We start from the raw sequence: 18220 nt of genomic DNA, 5'->3' as shown, positions 1-18220 counted from the left end.
GGTTTTTATGGGCGTTTTTCCGAAAATGCAGTCAGGTCACGGGAAGGTGACTGCGGGAGTGGCGGGCGATGAAAAGCGTGCCCGCGAGCGCCACCACGGCGAGACCGGCGAGCAGAACCGGGTAACCCGCGACGCCGCTGAGGCCGGCGAGCAGTGAGGGTAAAAGGAAACCGATATAGGCCAGCGCGTAGTAAATTCCGGTCAGCTCGGCGATCTCGTCCGGTTTCGCCAGGCGCTGCAGTTCGAGCAGCCCGGACACCACGGCCAGCCCGTACGCCGCGCCCAGCACCAGCGCGGTCGCCAAGGCCAGCCAGGGCGATCCGGCGGCGGCGGCGACCGCGCTCAGCGCGAGCCCGGCGCACAGCACGGTCATGCCGGTGAGCACCGCGCGGGCGCTGGTGGCGCGGTCCACCCGTTTCGCGATCGGCTGGATCCCGACCCCCGCGCCGACCGCGCACACGGTCAGCAGCGTGGAGTAGGCGAGCGACCAGGAGCCGAGCTTCCCGCCGACCAGCTGCGGCATGATCGCGTAGGCCACGCCGCAGGAGCCGAAGATCCACGGCGCCATCGGGAGGATCACCCGGCGGAAGCGGGGGTGGCGGGTGGTGGTGAGCCGGGTCCGCGGGGGACGGGCCGGCGCCGGGTGACCGGGGTGGTGCGGTGCCGCGCTGCTGGGTGCTGCACCGTCCGGTGCGGTGCTGTCCAATGCCGTGCTGTCCGGTGCGGTGCTGCCTGGTGCCACGCCGATTGGTGCTGTGCTGCCCGGTGCCGCGCCTTCCGGCGTGGTGCGGGCCGAGGCGGCGTGGGCGGCCCTCGTCCGGCCCGGCCCGTCGCGGACCAGCGTCTCCCGGCCGCGCCGGGCGAAAGCCAGCGCCACCACGGTGAGTCCGATGTGGACGGTGAAGGGCAGGACCATCGGCCACGGTGCCCACTGCGCGAGCACCCCGGCCACCCCGGGCCCGAGGCCGAGGCCGAGGGTGAGGCACAGCGCGGCGCGGCGGGTGCCGAGGTCGGGGGCGCCGCCCGGGGCGGCGTCGGACAGTTCCCGGACCCAGGTCGAGCCGACGGCCATCGCGATCGCCACGGCGACCCCGGTGGTGAACCGCCCGGCGGCGATCCACCCGGCGCCGAGCGGGCCGAGCGCGATCAGCGCGCTGGCGGCCAGCGACAGCACCGTGCCGGCCAGCACCACCGGCCGGCGCCCGCACCGGCCGGACAGCCGGCCCGACAGCAGCAGCCCGGGGACCAGGCCGATCACGTACGCGCCGAGCAGCGCGTCGACCGTGAAGGTGGAGTAGCCCGCGTCCTCGTACATCACCAGGAGCGGGGTGAACTGGTTGCCGCCCCAGCCGCAGGCGAACACCGCGGCGGCGGCCGGGAACCAGGCCGGGGCGGTGGTGGGGGTGAGGGCGGGCGCGGTCACCGGCGGTGGACCCGGTCGAGGTGGGCGCGCAACGCCGGGGCGAACGCGCCGAAGTCGCCGGATTCGATGATCGCCACCAGCGCGGCGTGCTCCTCGGCGATCTCGGGCAGCCGGGCGGGGATCGGGCTGAGCGCGTGCAGGTTCATCCGGCGCTGGCGGTCGGCCAGCGTGGCGTAGAAGTCGAGCAGCACCGCGTTGCCCCCGGTGGCGACGATGGTGCGGTGGAACCGTCCGTCGGACTCGACGAACGCCGCCAGGTCGCCGGCCTCGGCGTGCGCGCGCTGCGCTTCGAGCACGGCGCGCAGCCGCTCCAGCGCCCCGGGCACCAGGTCGGGCCGGCGCCCCAGCCGCTGGACCGCGGCGGCTTCCACGGCCTCCCGCGCGTCGAGCACGTCCTCGGCCTCGCCCGGCAGCACCGGCACCACGACGGCGCCGCGCTTCGGGATCAGGTTCAGCAGGCCCTCGACTTGAAGGCGCAGGAACGCTTCCCGCACCGGCGTGCGGCTGACCCCGAGCCGTCCGGCGATCTCGCCCTCGCTGAACAGGTGCCCGCCCGGCAGTTCGCCGGTGAGCACCAGTTCCTTGGTCAACCGGTAGGCGCGGTCGGCGGCACCGAGCTGGATGGGGGTCACGGTCTTGGACGCTAGCATGCGTCTTTACTTGTATCTAAGCAGGTGTGACCGGCTACTCGTCCGCATTCGGGGCGGGGTCAGCCGAGTTCCGCGACGAGGGCGCCGAGCTGCCGGAAGGCTTGGTCCACCTGAGCCGCCAGCCCGCCGGCCGGATCGGCCATCCAGTGCCGGGTCGCCTGGGAAAGAGTCGTCCACGCGGTCTGCGCGGCGAGGAGGGCCAGATCGCGGTCGACGCCGCGTTCGCCCAGTGCCTCCGCGAGCAGTTCGACCAGGCGCGCGCCCTTCGCCGCCTGCCGCTCCTGCAACGCCGGAGTGGTGGCGAAGACCCGGGCCAGCGGCTCGGTGACCGGGCGGTTCTGCTCCACGATGGGCACGGCCGCGTGGCAGGCCCGGACCAGCACCGGCAGGGGCGGCTCGCCCTCGGGGGCGCCGGCGACGGCCGCGGTCATCGCCTCGGCCAGGGTCGTCTCCCCTTCGAACAGCACCTCCCGCTTGTCCGGGAAGTGCCGGAAGAAGGTGCGCTCGGTGAGCCCGGCCCGTTCGGCGATCTCGGCCGTGGTCACCGCGTCGAAACCGTGCTCCAGGAACAGCTCCGTCGCGGCCCGGTGCAGACGTCGACGGGCTTCTTCCCCGCTTCTCGGCATGGTGCGAGCCTAGCAGCCGATGTGACAGCGACTGACAAAACGGGCGGAGGTCGTGACCGGAAGATGTGCAATGTGACATGCTACTGCGGTGAAGACGGGAGAGCGGCCGGACGTGCTGATCATCGGGGCCGGGGTGGTCGGCGCGGCGTGCGCGTACTTCTGCGCGCGGGCGGGCCTGCGGGTCATGGTGCTGGAGCGCGGGGGCGTCGCCGGGGGGACGACCAGTGGTGGCGAGGGCAACATCCTCGTGTCCGACAAGGAGCCGGGCCCCGAGCTGGACCTGGCGCTGTTGTCGGTGCGGCTCTGGGGTGAGCTGGGGGAGCGCTTCGGGCCCGGCGCGTTCGAGCTGGAGCGCAAGGGCGGGGTCGTCGTCGCGCAGTCGGCCGAGGCGGCCGAGGGGCTGGCGAAGCTGACCGCGCGGCAGCGGGCCCGGGGCGTCGAGGCGGTCGACGTGTCCGCGGCGGAGCTGGCCGAACTGGAGCCGAACCTGACCCGCGACGTCCGCACCGGCGCGTACTACCCGCAGGACTCGCAGGTCCAGCCGATGCTGGCGGCCGCGGGGCTGCTGCGCGCGGCCCGGGAACTCGGTGCCACCGTGCACCTCGGTACCGAGGTGCTGGCGTTCCGGGAGCACGGCGTGGCCACCAGCCGCGGCGAGGTCGCCGCGCCCTGGGTCGTCAACGCGGCCGGTACCTGGGGCGGCGCGGTCGCGGCGCTGGCCGGCGCCCCGGTGCCGATCCGGCCGCGGCGCGGGTTCGTGCTGGTCACCGAGCCGTTGCCGAGGGTGATCCGGCACAAGGTCTACACCGCCGACTACGTGGCGAACGTGGCCAGCGGTGACGCCGGGCTGGAGACCTCCGTGGTGGTCGAGGGCACGCAGGCGGGCCCGGTGCTGATCGGCGCCAGTCGCGAGCGCGTCGGCTTCGACCGGCAGTTCTCCCTTCCGGTGGTGCGGAAACTGGCCGCGCGGGCCCTCGGGGTGTTCCCGTTCCTGGCCGAGGTCAGCCTGCTGCGCAGCTATCTGGGCTTCCGGCCGTACTGCCCGGACCACCTGCCGGTGCTCGGCGCCGATCCGCGCCGCCCGGGACTGGTGCACGCCTGCGGGCACGAGGGCGCGGGCATCGGCCTCGCCGCGGCGACGGGACACCTGATCGCACAGCAGCTGACCGGCGTGGCGCCGGACCTGGACCTGACGCCGTTCCGCGCGGACCGGTTCGCCGATCTCCGCACCGGGGACCCGGCATGAGCTTCTCCTTCGACGGCCGGGAGATCCCGGCCGAGCCGGGCCAGAGCATCGGCGCGGCCCTGATCGCCGCCGGCCACCGCTCCTGGCGCACCACCCGCCACGGCGGCGCCCCGCGCGGACTGTTCTGCGGCATCGGCGTGTGCTTCGACTGCCTGCTGACGGTGAACGGCCGGCCGAACGTCCGCGCCTGCCTCGAGCAGTCGCGCCCGGGCGATGACGTGCGAACCCAGGAAGGAGCGGGCCGTGACGACTTCGCCCGGTGACTACGACCTGGCCGTGCTGGGCGCGGGACCGGCCGGGCTGGCCGCCGCCGGCAGCGCCGCCCAGTCCGGGGCCCGGGTCGCGCTGCTCGACGCCGGTGACCGGGTCGGCGGCCAGTACTGGCGCCACCGCGAGGACGACGACGGGTCCGGCCACCACGGCTGGACGATGCTGCTGCGATGGCGGAACATCCTGCCCCGGCTGGACTTCCTCGCCCGGCACGCGGTCTGGCACGTCGAGCGGATCGGCCCTGGATTCACCGTCCACACCGGACGCGGACCGGTCCGGGCGCGTGCCCTGGTCATCGCGACCGGGGCCTACGACCGGCAGGTGCCGTTCCCCGGCTGGACGCTGCCGGGGGTCTTCACCGCCGGCGGGGTGCAGTCGCTGCTCAAGGGGCAGGGGGTGCGGGCCGGCCGCCGGATCGTGGTGGCCGGGAGCGGGCCGTTCCTGCTGCCGGTCGCGACCGGGCTGGCGCGGGCCGGGGCCGAGGTGGCGGGGGTGTTCGAGGCCGGTTCGCCGGCCGGGTTCGCCCGGTCGCCGCGGGCGGTGCTCGGGCGCCCGGGCAAGCTGGTGGAGGGGGCCGGGTACCTGAAGACCCTGGCCCGTCACCGGATCCCGTACCGGACGCGGACGGCGGTCGTGGCCGCGCACGGCGAGGGTGGCGTCGATTCGGTCACCGTCGCTTCGCTGGACCGGCAGTGGCGGATCGTGGCGGGCACCGAGCGCGGGATCGCGTGCGACACCGTCGCCGTGGGGTACGGGTTCACACCGCAGCTCGAGATCCCGCTCCAGCTGGGCTGTGCGACCCGGCTCGGTCTCGACGGCAGCCTGATCGCGGTGGCCGACGGGCAGCAGCGCGCCACCGTGCCCGGCGTCTACCTGGCCGGTGAGGTGTGCGGGATCGGCGGGGCCGAACTGTCCCTGGTGGAGGGTGAGCTGGCCGGCCGGCACGCCGCCTTCGCCACGATCGGCGCGCTGCCGGACCGGAAGGTGGTGGCCCGGCTGCTGCGCCGCCGGAGGTCCGCTCGGGCCTTCGCTGCCGCGATGCACGCCGTGTACCCGATCCGGCCCGGGTGGCAGGACTGGCTCGAACCGTCGACGCTGGTCTGCCGGTGCGAGGAGGTGAGTGCCGGGACCGTGCGCGCGGCCGTCACCGATCTCGGCGCGACCGACGCCCGCACCGTGAAACTGCTGGCGCGCACCGGAATGGGGTGGTGCCAGGGCCGGGTCTGCGGGTACGCCACGGCCTGCCTCGCCGCGGCCGGTCCGGGGGGCGAGCCCGCCGCGGCCGACCTGGCCGGGCTGGCCGCCCGGCCGATCGCGCAACCGGTGCGGCTCGGGGACCTCGCCCAAGCCCCTCCGGAACCCTGACGGCTTGGCCGTCCAGACCGCGCTCGAAGCTTGTACAATGTCACATATCACATGGCACACGTCTTGATCAGGTCCAAGCTCACCAACCTGGAGGTCGCATGACTGCGCGCGAAAAGCCGTGGCACGGGGTGCTGGTCGCAACGGCCCTTCCCCTGCGGGGCCCGGAAGCCGACTTCGACACCTTCGCCGAGCACATCGCCTGGCTGGCGGCGAGCGGCTGTGACGGGGTGACGCCCAACGGTTCGCTGGGGGAGTACCAGACGCTCAGCGCCGAGGAGCGCGCCCGCGTGGTGCGGACCGCGGTCGAGGCGGCGCCCGAGGGGTTCACCGTGATGCCCGGCGTCGCCGCGTACGGCGCGGACGAGGCGCGGCGCTGGGCCGAGCAGGCGGCCGAGGCCGGCTGCCCCGCGGTGATGCTGCTGCCGCCCAACTCCTACCGCGCCGACGCGCGCGCGGTGCTCGCGCACTACCGCGAGGTGGCCAAGGCCGGGCTGCCGATCGTGGCCTACAACAACCCGTTCGACACCAAGGTGGACCTGGTCCCCGAACTGCTGGCCGAGCTGTACGCCGAGGGGCTGATCTCGGCGGTCAAGGAGTTCTCCGGCGACGTGCGCCGGCCGTACCGGATCGCCGAGCTGGCCCCGGGCCTCGAAGTGCTCTGCGGCGCCGACGACGTGGTGCTGGAGCTGGCCGTGGCCGGGGCGCCGGGCTGGGTCGCGGGCTACCCCAACGCGTTCCCGAAGGCCACCACCGAGCTGTGGGCCGCCGCCTCGGCCGGCGACCTGGAGAAGGCGGTGCCGCTGTACCGGCTGCTGCACCCGTTGCTGCGCTGGGATTCGCGGACCGAGTTCGTCCAGGCGATCAAGCTGAGCATGGACCTCGCCGGGCGGTACGGCGGTCCGTGCCGCCAGCCCCGGACACCGCTGGCGCCCGAGCACGAGAAGGCCGTCCGCGAAGCCACCGAGCGGGCCCTCGAGCAGGGTCTTTCCTAGGCGTGCGCGCGAAAAGGCTGTTCCACGCCGTCGATTCCCACACCGAGGGCATGCCGACCCGGGTGATCACCGGCGGGGTCGGCGTGGTGCCCGGAGCCACGATGGCCGAGCGGCGCCGGTACTTCGTCGAGCACCTCGACCACCTCCGGCGGCTGCTGATGTACGAGCCGCGCGGCCACTCGGCCATGAGCGGCGCCGTCCTGCAGCCGCCGACCCGGCCGGACGCCGACTGGGGCGTCCTGTTCATCGAGGTCTCCGGGTGCCTGCCGATGTGCGGGCACGGCACCATCGGCGTGGCCACGGTGCTGGTCGAGACCGGCATGGTGGAGGTGCGCGAACCGGTCACCACGATCCGCCTCGACACCCCGGCCGGGCTGGTGGTGGCCGAGGTCGCGGTGACCGAAGGGGCCGCGCGGTCGGTGACGATCCGGAACGTGCCGTCGTTCTCGGCCGGGCTGGACCGCGAGGTGCAGGTGCCGGGGCTCGGCCGCGTCCGGTACGACCTGGCCTTCGGCGGCAACTTCTACGCGATCGTGCGGCTGGAGGAGCTGGGCCTGGAGCTGGACCTCACCCGCAAGCAGCGGCTGCTCGAGGCCGGACTGTCCATCATGGACGCCGTCACCGAGCAGGACCGCCCGGTGCACCCGGTGGACGCGGAGATCTCCGGCTGTCACCACGTCTACCTCGCCGCTCCCGGCTCGACCGCCCGGCACTCGCGGCACGCGATGGCCATCCACCCCGGCTGGTTCGACCGCTCGCCCTGTGGCACCGGCACCAGCGCGCGGATGGCGCAGCTGCACGCGCGCGGGGAACTGCCGCTGGACACCGAGTTCCGCAACGAGTCGTTCATCGGCACGCACTTCCTCGGCCGGCTGGTCGAGGAGACCTCCGTCGGCGGAATCCCGGCGGTGGTCCCGGAGATCACCGGCCGGGCCTGGCTGACCGGCACGGCGCAGTACTGGCTCGACCCGGCCGACCCGTTCCCCGCGGGTTTCCTGCTGTGAGGCAGTACGGCGTTGCACCCGGCGACCCGGCGCTCGGACTGCCGCGGATCCAGGGCGGCTACCCGCTGCTCGACGGACCGAAGCTCCGCTCGCTCGCGCTGCTGCCTGGGCACGCGACGGTGGTGGCGGCCGGCTCGCCCGCACGGGAGTTCCGCGAGGTCGACGACGTCACCCTGCGGCGGTGCGCCGGGGTGGTGGAAGCGTGGGCTGTGGCCCTGCGCGAGTCCGGTGACGTGGTACCGGCCGTGCGGTCGGGCGCGGTGCGGCCGGACGCGCTGGTCGGCCTGGCGGACCGGGTGCGGGGCCGGGCCGAGGTTCCCACGAGGCGGCCCCGGCTGTGCAAGAGCGGGGGAATGGCGTGGGAGGATCTGGTGGTCGCCGCCGAGCGGCGCGAGACCGCCAGGGGGGACCGAGGATGACCACGGACGGCCACCGGGGACCGGCGCTGACCGCGTTCGGCGTCCAGCGGAACCTGCGCGAGCAGATCACGCAGACCCTGCGCGCGGCGGTGATCTCCGGGGAGCTCAAGCCCGGTGAGGTGCACTCCGCGCCGAGCCTGGCCGCGCAGTTCGGGGTCTCGGCCACCCCGGTCCGCGAGGCCATGCTGGACCTGGTGAAGGAGGGCTTGATCGACACGGTGCGCAACAAGGGGTTCCGGGTCACCGAACCGTCCGAAAAGGACCTGGACGACCTGTCCGAGCTCCGCGCGCTGATCGAGGTCCCCACGGTCCGCCGCCTGGCCGGCACCGGCGTCGACCCGGCGGTGATCGCCGAACTGCGCCCACTGGCCCTGGGCATCGAGCGCGCGGCCGCGGAGCACGACCTCATCGCGCACGTCGCCACGGACATGCAGTTCCACCTCCGGCTGCTGGAGCAGGCGGGCAACCCGCAGCTGGTGGAGACCGTCCGCGCTCTGCGCTCCCGGTCCCGCATCTACGGACTGGCCCGCCTCGCCGCGCGCGACGAGCTGATCCCCTCCTCGGCCGAGCACGCCGAACTGCTGGACCTGATCGAGGCCCGCGACGCGGACGGCGCGGAGGCCCTGATGGACCGGCACATCCGGCACGTGCGCGGGATCTGGGCGCACTGACCGGTTCCCGGCGAAGCCGGTCGCGGTGGACGGCGGCTGGACACGATTCGAGGAAGAGGACGGCGATGACCGATCGCGAGACCGTGACCGCGGCACAGTTGTTCGACGAGATCGGGGCCGGTTACGAGGCGGCGTTCGGCCGCCCGCCGGTGGTCGACGCGGCGGTGCGCGAGCTGCTGGCGGCGCTGCCGGAGCACGCCCGGGTGCTCGACATCGGCAGTGGCACCGGCCGCCCGGCCGCGGCCGGCCTCACCGCCGCGGGCCACCGCGTGACCGGGCTGGACGTGTCGGCCGAGATGGTCCGGATCGCCCGCGAACAGGTGCCCGGCGCCCAGTTCCACCAGGTCGACGTGCGCTCGTTCACGTCGCCGGAAGCCTCGTGGGACGCGGTGTGCGCGTTCTTCCCGTTCCTGCAGATGCCGCGTCGGGACACCGAAAGCGTGCTGGCCGCGATCGCCCGCTGGCTGGTCCCGGGCGGCCGGTTCTCGCTGATCACGGTGCCGCACGACCTCGAGGACGCGCTGGTCGAGTTCCTCGGCCGCTCGCTCCGTCTCACCAGCTTCGCTCCGGACGACCTGATCGCCCGGGTCCGCGACGCCGGGTTCGAGGTGCTGGCGACCCGGTCCGAAGTGTTCGCGCCGGACCAGCCGGGGGCGGAGCCGGAGGAGCATCTGCTGATCAGCGCGCGAAAGCCCGTTGCGGACCTTCGCCGAGGCTGAGCCCCCGGGGGCTTACGGCGCCGCGGGGGGTCGCTCGGGCCGAGGGGCGAAAGTGCCGGGAAACCCAGCCGGTGCTGGCGAATCCGGCGCCGAGCCGGAGAGGCGCTCGCCGGTCATCGCGTGGCAAGCTGAGCCGCGCACGCCGAAGGCCTCCGCGCCACTCGGGTGTGGTGCGGAGGCCTTCGGCGGAAGTCGGAGTGGCTCTACTGCTGGCCGCCGCCGTTGAAGCGCTCCTTGAGCTTGTCGGCGCCCTGGTTGATCTGGTCGCCGTGCTTGCCCCCGGTCTTCTCGTCGGCGAACTGCGCGGCCTTGTCGACGCCCTGGTCGACCTTGTCGGGGTTCTTGCCCGCCAGGTCCTGGATCTTTTCCTTGGCCTTGTCGAACATGCCGTCCATGTCCGCTCCTCTCGTCGTGCCGCGATCCTGCGTGGACACCAGCCGAGTACCCAGCCGAACCGGAAACACCCCAGATATCCCCGGATCGGGTGATATTTGCGGCGGGCTCCCCTGGTGGATCGCGGTTTTCGGAATCGGCGCCGGGGCCCGCGACCTCCCGGGCGGGACCGGTATCGTCGGGCGCCGGAGCCGAGGAGGGCAACGTGGCGGGACCGTTGAGCGGGCTGAAGGTGGTCGAGCTGGCCGGGATCGGACCCGGTCCGCACGCGGGCATGGTGCTGGCCGATCTGGGTGCGGACGTGGTGCGGGTCGAGCGGCCGTCCGGATCGCTGGACCTCACGGCGGGGCGGCCGGACCCGTTGCTGCGCGGGCGGCGGTCGGTGGCCGCGGACCTGAAGACCGACGAAGGCCGCGAGCGGGTGCTGAGCCTGGCGGCGAAGGCCGACGTGCTGGTGGAAGGGCTGCGCCCGGGGGTGACCGAGCGCCTCGGCGTCGGGCCCGCCGACTGCCACGCCCGCAACCCGCGGCTGGTCTACGGCCGGATGACCGGCTGGGGCCAGGACGGCCCGCTCGCCACCCGCGCCGGGCACGACATCAACTACATCGGCCTGACCGGCGCGCTGCACGCGATCGGGCGCGCGGGCGAGCGCCCGGTGCCGCCGCTCAACCTGGTCGGCGACTTCGGCGGCGGCTCGATGTTCCTGCTCGTCGGCGTGCTTTCCGCGCTGTGGGAGCGCGAGCGCACGGGGCAGGGCCAGATCGTCGACGCCGCCATGGTCGACGGCGTCGGGGTGCTCACGCAGATGGTGTGGGCGCTGCGCGGGCTCGGCTCGTGGTCCGACGAGCGTGGCACCAACCTGCTCGACGGCGGCGCGCCGTTCTACGACACCTACGTGTGCGCGGACGGCCGGTACGTCGCGGTCGGCTCGCTGGAGCCGCAGTTCTACGCCGCGCTGCTGACCGGCCTGGAGCTGGATCCGGCTTCGCTGCCACCGCAGCTGGACCGCGCCGGCTGGCCGGTCCTGCGCGCCACCTTCACCCGGGCGTTCCTCTCGCGCACCCGGGACGAGTGGACCGGGGTGTTCGGCGAGGTCGACTCCTGCGTCACTCCGGTGCTGGCCCCGGACGAGGTCGCCGCGCACCCGCACATCGCCGCCCGCAGCGGCCTGATCGAGCTCGACGGCGTCCTCCAGCCCGCCCCGGCGCCGCGGTTTTCCCGCACGGCCACGGATCGGCCGTCCCCGCCGCCGAAGCCGGGCGCCGACACCGAAGCGGTCCTGGCCGACTGGGGCGTCTGAGCCGGGCCCGCGGTGGGGCTAGCGTAGGGCGCATGGACCTCCCCGACGGCCTCCGCGCACTGCTGGAGCAGCCCAGCCCGTGCTTCCTCGCCACCACCATGCCCGACGGCTCGCCCCAGCTCACCCAGACCTGGGTCGACACCGACGGGACCCACGTGCTGGTCAACACCGTCCGCGGCTACCAGAAGGTGCGCAACCTCGAGCGCGACCCGCGAGTGGCGCTGAACATCACCGACCCGGCCAACCCGTTCCGCTACTGGACCGTCCGCGGCCGCGTCCTGGACATCACCGCCGACGGCGCGGCCGAGCACATCGAGAAGCTCGCCCAGCGCTACACCGGCCAGCCCTACGCCTGGTACGGCGGCCGCGACCAGGTCCGGCTGCTGCTGCGGATCGAGGCGGAGAAGATCACCTCGATGGGCTGAGCAGGCCGGCGGGCCCCGCGCCCCGGCCCGCTCAGCCGTAGAGCCGCACCGGCAGCGAGCGGTGCCCGTTGGCGATGAACGAGGCCACCGGCCGCAGCTGTTCCGGCGGCACCGCCAAGGCCAGCCGCGGGAAGCGGGAGAACAGGGCGGGCAAGGCGATCTCCGCCTCCAGCCGCGCCAGCGGGGCGCCCAGGCAGTAGTGGACGCCGTGGCCGAAGGTCAGGGCGGTCTTGTCCGCGCGGGTGATGTCGAACCGGCCGGCGTCCGGGCCGTGCCGGCGCTCGTCGCGGCCGGCCGGGCCGAAGGAGGGCAGGATCGCGTCGCCCTCGCGGATGGTCGTGCCGGCCAGCTCCAGGTCGGCGACCGCGAACCGCAGCGGGAGGTGGGAGACCGGGGACTGCCAGCGCAGCGTCTCGTCCACCACGTCGCTCCACGGCCGCTCGCCGTCGAGCACCATCCGCAGCTGCTCGGGGTGGCCGAGCAGCGCGGCCACGGAGTGGTCGAGCAGGTTGACGGTGGTCTCGTGCCCGGCCGTGATCAGCATGATCACGGTGTCGGCCAGCTCGGCTTCGGTCAGCCGGGCGCCGTCCTCGGTGCGCGCGCCGATCAGCGTGGTGGCCAGGTCGTCGCCCGGGCGGGCGCGCCAGCCGTCGATCAACGACGCCAGCAGCGCGTACATGCTCTCGACGTTCGCGGTGGCTTCCGCCGCCGTCGCCGTGGTGTCGAACATGCCCCGCACGGCCGCGCGCAACCCGGGCCGCGCGGCGTCCGGCACCCCGACGAGCTGGCAGATCACCTCGATCGGCAGCGGGTAGCAGTACGCCTCGCGCAGGTCGGCCGAGGACGGGCCGGCCGCCAGCCCGTCCAGCAGCCCGGTGGTGATGCCGGTGATCCACGGGCGCAGCCGCTGGATCCGAGCCGGGGTGAACCCCCCGGCCACCAGCGAGCGCAGCCGCCGGTGCTCGGCACCGTAGGCGGTGAACATGTTCCGCACCGAGACCCAGATGCTCAGCGGCCAGTCTTCGGCGACCTCGCCCGCGCGGTAGGCCGGCCAGTGCTGCCGCGCGTCCTTCGACACGCGCGGGTCGCCGAGCAGCTGCTTGAGCGCCTGCGGGTCGGTGACCGCCCAGGCGAGCACCCCGCCGGGCAGCTCGACCCGGACGACCGGTCCGCGTTCGCGCAGGCGGGCCCCTTCGCCGTGGACGTCGCGCGCGGTCGCGTCGAGGACGAAGGGCGCCGCGGTGTGGTGCATCGGTGGCTCTCCTGACCGGCCACCGGTGCATCCACAATGGACTGAAGAGGGGGAGGAAGTGGTGCGACAGCCGGTGAAACCCGATCGGCACTGTATCCCGCGTCCTCGGCCGCCGGCCCCGGTGGCAGGGGGTGAAGATCGATCCGGGGGAGAGGGGTTGACGCCCGGTTCAGCCGTCCGCGCGGCGCCGGTGCAGGGAGAACCGCTCGAACACCGAAAGCTCGCCGCGGGGCTTCGTCACGTTGTAGTAGGTGACGTGCATGGTCGTGGTGTCCCCGCGGTGGCGGCCCGGGTCGACGGTGAAGGAGGCGAAGCCGTACGGGTTCTCCAGGTCCCGCACGCCGCTCCACACCGCCTGCTCGCGGACGTAGGTCGGCACCCGCTTCCCGGTGCCCGGATCGGCCTTGGCGGAGACGGCGGTGAGGACCTTTCCCGTGCCGTCCTTGAAGAAGCTGCCGTTGGTGGTGCCCGAGACACCGCCACCGCCGAGGATCATGTGCACGGTGCCGTGCGTCGCGTCGATGTGGTCGGTGGCGGACGAGACCGGGTTCGGCGTGAGCGTCTCGCTGCCGGAAACCACGCCGTGCACGGCCAGGGAGCGCTCGTAGTCGTGCTCGTGCCCGCACAGCACCAGGTCCACGCCGTAGGCGTCGAACAGCGGCCCGTACTTCTCGCGCAGGCCGAGGTCGGCGCCGTTGGCGTCGGAGCTGCTCACCATCACCTGGTGCATCGCGACCACGATCCAGTCGATGTCGCGCGACGCGCGGGCCGCCGCCAGCTCCTGGCGCAGCCAGGCCAGCTGACGGCCGCCGGAGTAGCCGTGGATGTAGACGTCACCGCCGTCCTGCAGGCAGTTGTCGTCGTTCTGCAGCACGATCACCCGCACCGCGCCGACGGTGAACCCGTACCAGAGCCCGGACAGCTCGGCGTCGGTCTCGGTGCCCGGCAGCCGGAAGTAGGTCTGGTAGGCGCCGAGGCCGAGAACGCCGTTGCGCTTTTCGATCTCGTGGTTGCCCGCGGCGGGCATCCACGGGCGGAAGCGGGCCGAGCGGGTGTTGTTGGTGAAGAAGTTGTTCCAGGTGCGCACGCGGTCGAGATCGAGGTTGGCGTAGCAGAGGTCGCCGTTGAGCAGGTGGAACAGCGGCGCCACGGTCTCGATGCCGGTGACGATGTCCTTCGTCGCCGGGGTCGAGTTCGCGTCCAGGCCGACGTGGCCCTTGGCGTCCCAGGTGACCTGCGGCGCGGACTGGTCGCCGAAACTGGTGAAGGTGAAGGCCGAGCGGCCGGACGGCGCGGTGCGGAAGGTACCCGCGTCCGGGGTCGCGCCGTCGTGCTGGGCGGCGTAGACGTACCCGGTGCCGGGGCACAGCCGGTCCAGCTCGGCGTGGTGCACCCACACCGTGCGCCCGGAGGTGCCGTCGACGTAGGTGCGGGTGTCCGCCGGGGCGACGGCGCCGAAGCCGCCTTCGAGCGTGCCGTAGAGCACCCGCGGCCGGCGGACCGAGCCGTCGGTGATCCACGAGACCACCATCTGCCGCGCCGGGTCCCGGCCGAAGGTCAGGTGCAGGCCCTGCACCGGCGTAACCCCGCCGCCGGCCGGCGCCGCGATGACCGCACCCGGCGATGCGGCGGCGGTACCGGTGCCGATGCCCAGCAGCGGAGCGGCCGCGCCGGCACCCAGCAACCCGAGCGCGCCACGGCGGTTGACGGTGTGCTCGCGGCTGTGTTCGCTGGTCTCGGACACGGCGGCCTCCTCGGCTTCGGCTTCCGCGCGAACGTAAGCGCAGTGCCCAACGCACCGGTGAACGAGGACTTTCGCGCGCGTGAAGTGATCGGTCCTCCCGCGAGACCCCGCTTCGCGGGCGCCGCCCTCCCGTCTTCCGGCCGGAACTCGGGATCGATTCAGTCGATCTCTGCTAGCCTCGCCGTGATTCGCGGCTCACCGTGGTGCCGCCTGTTGCCGCAGTGCCCACGGTCGTGTCGAAGGCGCTCCGGCGCCGACTTCCGAGGAGCGAAATGACTGCCATCGTCCGGGTCAAGGGCCGTGAGGTGCTCGACAGCCGCGGGAACCCGACCGTCGAGGTGGACGTGGTGCTGGCCGACGGGTCCGCCGGCCGGGCGGCGGTGCCTTCCGGCGCCTCCACCGGTACCCGGGAGGCCGTCGAACTGCGCGACGGCGACCAGCGGCGGTTCCACGGCAAGGGCGTGCGCAAGGCCGTCGACGCGGTGAACACCGAGATCGCCGAGGCCGTGGTCGGGCTGGAGGCCGAGGCGCAGGCCGACGTCGACCGGGCCCTGATCGCGCTCGACGGCACGCCGAACAAGGCCCGCCTCGGCGCGAACGCCACCCTCGGCGTCTCGCTCGCCGTGGTGAAGGCCGCCGCGGCCGCCAGCGCCCTGCCGCTGTACCGCTACGTCGGCGGGGTGTTCGCGCACCTGCTGCCGATGCCGATGATGAACATCAACTGCGGGCGTGAAGACCTGACCAGCCGCTGACTGACGGTGTACAGGCTTTGACCTGCAGTTTCGATCTAGTCGCGTCCGGTCAGGTCCGGTTCGATCCGGACGTACCACGGCCTGTGGACGGCCTGAGATCGGTCGGGGCAGCGATATTAGCGCCAGCGCGCGGAATATGACTATTTCTATCGAAATTTCTCGAGTTAGTCGTATGGGACAGAGCGAATTGGAGATCTTTGCCGTTGCTTATTGGCCTATCCAGTGCTGGCGATCCTGGTTCTTCTCATGCCCGCGTGCTTGATCGTTTCCTCGTCAAGCGCGGTTTCCGGCACGTTCCTGGTGAACAGCTTCAGCAACCCGGCCGGGCCCGGTCAGTGCCGGCCCGCGGGCCTTCGCCTCCAGCATCATCGCCGCCGCGGCGGCCTGCTCCGCCGACCGCTTCCGCGGCGGCTTGGACTCGCTCCTGCGTGGACTCCCAAGCTCCGGAACGGTCCCTGCGCATAATCCGGCCCGCGGGGGCTCCCGAGAGGGACTAGTAGCGCATACTGACGGCATGTCAACGATCTGCCCAGTTCCAGATCGCAACGCTTTCAGCTGTGGCGGAAGGGTCTGGGTGCGGCGGCCGAGGGGCATGCAACGTGAGGATGCTTTTGGCTGATGGTCCATTCGGGTGTCTATTTGATTGTTCGTCTGAGGGCTGGTCGTCGGCTGTGGTGCCATGCTTGGGAGGTGTTAAGGTCGCGCATGGGACTGGTGTTCATCTCTTTCGGTCCAGGAATCGCCAGGGGGTGTGGTGGGGGCGGAAGTGTGGGCATCTCTTCGCGTCTGGGCGCTGTATGCCATGCAGGGCTGGTTGCTGTCTCTACGGCCGAAGTCCGTGGGAATTGATCGGCCCAGGGTGTGTCTGAGTTGTGCTTGGGCTGGGTCAGCCGGGAGGGGTATCGGTGGCAGGGGGATTCGCGGTCGATCTCGGCGCGTTGGAAAAGGCGGCGGAGGGGGTCAACAACACCCTGGACGAGCTGGCAGCCAAGAAGGTCAAGGACATCAACACGAACGAGGGTGCCCTCGGGCACAATGACCTCGCCGGCACCGTCGCCGACTTCTGCGACCGGTGGGAGATCGGCGTCGAGCACCTGGCAAAGGACGGACAGGAGGTCGCGGCGAGGCTCACGCAGAGCGTCGCCGAGTACGTGAAGATGGACAAGTCGCTGAAGGGGCATCTCGACGGTGTCCTCCGGCGGTCTAGCGGCGATGATCCAGGGGCTCACTGATGGCCGAGGAGCTGGGAGATACGTCCGACCCCCAGGAACTGGTTCCCGGTGATCCTGGCTCGGTTACCAGCACGCTCAACGCGATGCGTGCGTATGGCGACGCGTTGCACGAGGCCGGCGAGGGCCTCCAGAAGATCGACACCACCCAGGGGTGGACAGGCCCGGCGGGTGATGCTTTCCGTAAGGTGTTCGAAGGCCAGCCCGGCAAATGGCTGGAGGCGGGCGACTGTTTCCACAACGCTGCCACCGCGCTGGAAACGTACACCTCCACGTTGACCTGGGCGCAGGGGCAGGCGGCCGAGGCGATCCGGCTGTGGAACGACGGTGAGACCGTGACCCGCCAGGCCAAAGCCAAGCACCAACAGGACGAGCAGAAGGCCGGCAGCAGCCTCCCGTTCGACGATTCCGTGGGCGAGGGTAAGCGGGGTGCCGCGCGCGACATCCTCACCAGTGCGCGCGGCCAGCTCAAGAGCGCGGGCGATGGCGCCAACAAGGCAGTCGGCGCCGCGCGGGACAAGGCCCCGCAGAAGCCCGGGTTTTGGTCGAGGCTACGGGACGACGTCACCGATATTGCCTCGGACGTCGGCGCCGTCTTGGAGAACGTCGCCGGCACAGTGGTCAATACTGCGGCGTCGATCGGTACCGCGATGATCAACCACCCTGGGGACGTCGCCACAGCGGCCCTGGGCGCGTTGACGATAGTGGCCGGAGCGGGTGGAGAGGGTCTTGGTGGCCTGCTGGACGCGACGGTCGTGCTGGCACCCGCAGGCGTAGCGGTCAATGTGGGCTCAGCCGCGCTCATCGGGCTGGGTGCTACCACCGTCGCGGCCGCCGGCGGGGACCTCATGCTGCACGCCGTGAGTGACGACAGTGTGTCGCCGATGCGGACTGACCACACCGGGTCGTCCGGAGGCGACGGCCTTGAACCACGGGACGTCAGTCGGCCGGACAACGTTCCCGAGGTGAAGGTCGACAGCAAGCAGTTCGGCACCAAAGTTGGCAAGCATGCCCAGGACTATGGTCTGAACCCGGCCGATGCCGAGTCCCGGGCGTGGGTCCGGCAACACGTCGATGACATCTCCCGCACGCCCAATGAAGTCCGCCAGGGCCCCTGGAACCCACAGGGCGGTGGGGGTGGTGACTATTATTTCCTTCGGAAGGGCGAAGACGTGGTGGTCACGAAGAGCGATGGAGAGTTCGTCACCATTCTTAAGGGTGGCCAGGGTAACGGCTGGTTCAACGGCGCCACTCCGGTGAAATGAGGACACGATGACCATCGATTTCCGCGCCTACCTCGGCGACACGCTGGCCGGCGTGCGCCGGATCCATCACGCACTGAGCGAGACCGTGGAACGATCGGTCGGCGCGGTGGAGTTCCGGTTCGAGTCCGGACGGGTGCTGTTCATGGACTCCGGCCCGGACGGCGAGTCCATCCGGATGTCAGCCGAGGCGTGGGTGGATCCGTTCGAGGGCGCCATGACCCCGGAGAACGTCGAGTTCGTCAAGGAGTCCGGCAAGCTCACCGCGTTCGACACGTCCCATCAGGAGCCGTTCGTGTCGCTGATCGGCACGAAAGTGGTCGACCTCGCCCCGATGATGGCCCTGTCGAATAAGGTCATCGGCTGCGTCGTCAACATCGACGGAGTCTTCGTTGCCGTCTACACCAGCTTCGACGATTGCTACGTCGCCCGGCTCCCGTAGCCCGGTAGACAGTACGGTACGGACGGGCAGCGACGA

General features: G+C 72.2%; 19 protein-coding genes and 1 pseudogene. 14 read left to right on the top strand and 6 right to left on the bottom strand.

Annotated features, from left to right (window positions below; all coding sequences use genetic code 11):
- Positions 1–31 precede the first annotated feature (31 nt).
- The 3 genes from NYF13_RS23030 to NYF13_RS23020 all read right to left on the bottom strand — a co-directional run bounded on the left by NYF13_RS23030 (position 32) and on the right by NYF13_RS23020 (position 2699).
- Complete coding sequence (locus NYF13_RS23030; protein ID WP_315659570.1) at positions 32–1423, bottom strand: MFS transporter; 1392 nt, start codon at positions 1421–1423, stop codon at positions 32–34.
- Positions 1420–2055 carry a GntR family transcriptional regulator gene (locus tag NYF13_RS23025; protein ID WP_315659568.1) on the bottom strand — a complete coding sequence of 212 codons (636 nt, stop codon included), beginning with the start codon at positions 2053–2055 and terminating at the stop codon, positions 1420–1422. The genes NYF13_RS23030 and NYF13_RS23025 overlap by 4 nt, the downstream gene beginning before the upstream one ends.
- A gap of 77 nt (positions 2056–2132) precedes the next feature.
- Positions 2133–2699, bottom strand: a complete 567-nt coding sequence (locus NYF13_RS23020) for a TetR family transcriptional regulator (RefSeq protein WP_315659566.1) — start codon at positions 2697–2699, stop codon at positions 2133–2135.
- An 88-nt stretch (positions 2700–2787) separates the two neighbouring features.
- On the opposite strand from NYF13_RS23020, the gene NYF13_RS23015 reads away from it, so the two are divergent.
- The 8 genes from NYF13_RS23015 (at position 2788) to NYF13_RS22980 (ending at position 9385) form a co-directional block, all read left to right on the top strand.
- Positions 2788–3945, top strand: a complete 1158-nt coding sequence (locus tag NYF13_RS23015) for an FAD-dependent oxidoreductase (RefSeq protein ID WP_315659564.1) — start codon at positions 2788–2790, stop codon at positions 3943–3945.
- Positions 3942–4208 (top strand): (2Fe-2S)-binding protein, encoded by a 267-nt coding sequence (locus NYF13_RS23010; RefSeq protein ID WP_315659562.1) that lies wholly within the window; start codon positions 3942–3944, stop codon positions 4206–4208. Before NYF13_RS23015 ends, NYF13_RS23010 begins: the two co-directional genes overlap by 4 nt.
- Complete coding sequence (locus tag NYF13_RS23005; protein ID WP_315659560.1) at positions 4189–5580, top strand: NAD(P)/FAD-dependent oxidoreductase; 1392 nt, start codon at positions 4189–4191, stop codon at positions 5578–5580. The genes NYF13_RS23010 and NYF13_RS23005 overlap by 20 nt, the downstream gene beginning before the upstream one ends.
- A gap of 98 nt (positions 5581–5678) precedes the next feature.
- Positions 5679–6572 carry a dihydrodipicolinate synthase family protein gene (locus tag NYF13_RS23000; RefSeq protein ID WP_315659558.1) on the top strand — a complete coding sequence of 298 codons (894 nt, stop codon included), beginning with the start codon at positions 5679–5681 and terminating at the stop codon, positions 6570–6572.
- Positions 6573–6574: 2 nt separating this feature from the next.
- Positions 6575–7576 (top strand): proline racemase family protein, encoded by a 1002-nt coding sequence (locus NYF13_RS22995; RefSeq protein ID WP_315659557.1) that lies wholly within the window; start codon positions 6575–6577, stop codon positions 7574–7576.
- Positions 7573–7995, top strand: coding sequence for a hypothetical protein (locus NYF13_RS22990; protein ID WP_315659555.1), 423 nt, complete (start codon positions 7573–7575; stop codon positions 7993–7995). The genes NYF13_RS22995 and NYF13_RS22990 overlap by 4 nt, the downstream gene beginning before the upstream one ends.
- On the top strand, positions 7992–8666 hold the full coding sequence (locus NYF13_RS22985) for a GntR family transcriptional regulator (RefSeq protein ID WP_315659553.1): 675 nt from the start codon (positions 7992–7994) through the stop codon (positions 8664–8666). Before NYF13_RS22990 ends, NYF13_RS22985 begins: the two co-directional genes overlap by 4 nt.
- Before the next feature lie 65 nt (positions 8667–8731).
- Positions 8732–9385 carry a methyltransferase domain-containing protein gene (locus NYF13_RS22980; RefSeq protein WP_315659551.1) on the top strand — a complete coding sequence of 218 codons (654 nt, stop codon included), beginning with the start codon at positions 8732–8734 and terminating at the stop codon, positions 9383–9385.
- A 203-nt stretch (positions 9386–9588) separates the two neighbouring features.
- On the opposite strand, the gene NYF13_RS22975 is transcribed toward NYF13_RS22980, so the two are convergent.
- Entirely contained in the window at positions 9589–9780 is a 192-nt protein-coding gene (locus tag NYF13_RS22975) for an antitoxin (RefSeq protein ID WP_315659549.1), read from the bottom strand.
- Between the two features lie 203 nt (positions 9781–9983).
- Here NYF13_RS22975 and NYF13_RS22970 point away from each other — a divergent pair, with 203 nt between their 5' ends.
- Both NYF13_RS22970 and NYF13_RS22965 read left to right on the top strand, forming a co-directional pair.
- Positions 9984–11078: a CaiB/BaiF CoA-transferase family protein gene (locus NYF13_RS22970; RefSeq protein WP_315659547.1), complete on the top strand. Its 1095-nt coding sequence runs from the start codon at positions 9984–9986 to the stop codon at positions 11076–11078.
- A gap of 32 nt (positions 11079–11110) precedes the next feature.
- Positions 11111–11503: a PPOX class F420-dependent oxidoreductase gene (locus NYF13_RS22965; RefSeq protein ID WP_315659545.1), complete on the top strand. Its 393-nt coding sequence runs from the start codon at positions 11111–11113 to the stop codon at positions 11501–11503.
- A gap of 31 nt (positions 11504–11534) precedes the next feature.
- Here the strand turns inward: NYF13_RS22965 and NYF13_RS22960 are convergent, their stop codons facing one another.
- Positions 11535–12755: a cytochrome P450 gene (locus NYF13_RS22960; RefSeq protein WP_315659543.1), complete on the bottom strand. Its 1221-nt coding sequence runs from the start codon at positions 12753–12755 to the stop codon at positions 11535–11537.
- 169 nt (positions 12756–12924) lie between these two features.
- Positions 12925–14499, bottom strand: a complete 1575-nt coding sequence (locus NYF13_RS22955) for a metallophosphoesterase family protein (RefSeq protein ID WP_315659541.1) — start codon at positions 14497–14499, stop codon at positions 12925–12927.
- 272 nt (positions 14500–14771) lie between these two features.
- On the opposite strand from NYF13_RS22955, the pseudogene eno reads away from it, so the two are divergent.
- The 4 genes and pseudogenes from eno to NYF13_RS22935 form a co-directional block, all read left to right on the top strand.
- A pseudogene (eno, locus tag NYF13_RS22950) lies at positions 14772–15218 on the top strand (phosphopyruvate hydratase); the annotation flags it as partial.
- A 938-nt stretch (positions 15219–16156) separates the two neighbouring features.
- Entirely contained in the window at positions 16157–16483 is a 327-nt protein-coding gene (locus NYF13_RS22945; RefSeq protein WP_315659539.1) for a hypothetical protein, read from the top strand.
- Positions 16483–17745 carry a putative T7SS-secreted protein gene (locus NYF13_RS22940; RefSeq protein WP_315659538.1) on the top strand — a complete coding sequence of 421 codons (1263 nt, stop codon included), beginning with the start codon at positions 16483–16485 and terminating at the stop codon, positions 17743–17745. Before NYF13_RS22945 ends, NYF13_RS22940 begins: the two co-directional genes overlap by 1 nt.
- A 7-nt stretch (positions 17746–17752) precedes the next feature.
- On the top strand, positions 17753–18184 hold the full coding sequence (locus tag NYF13_RS22935; protein ID WP_315659537.1) for a hypothetical protein: 432 nt from the start codon (positions 17753–17755) through the stop codon (positions 18182–18184).
- The last annotated feature ends 36 nt before the right edge of the window (positions 18185–18220 follow it).

The organism is Amycolatopsis sp. PS_44_ISF1, from assembly GCF_032335455.1.
Taxonomy (GTDB): Bacteria; Actinomycetota; Actinomycetes; order Mycobacteriales; family Pseudonocardiaceae; genus Amycolatopsis.
The sequence above is the reverse complement of the archived record's forward strand: the minus strand, read 5'-3'. Positions and strand labels throughout refer to the sequence as shown.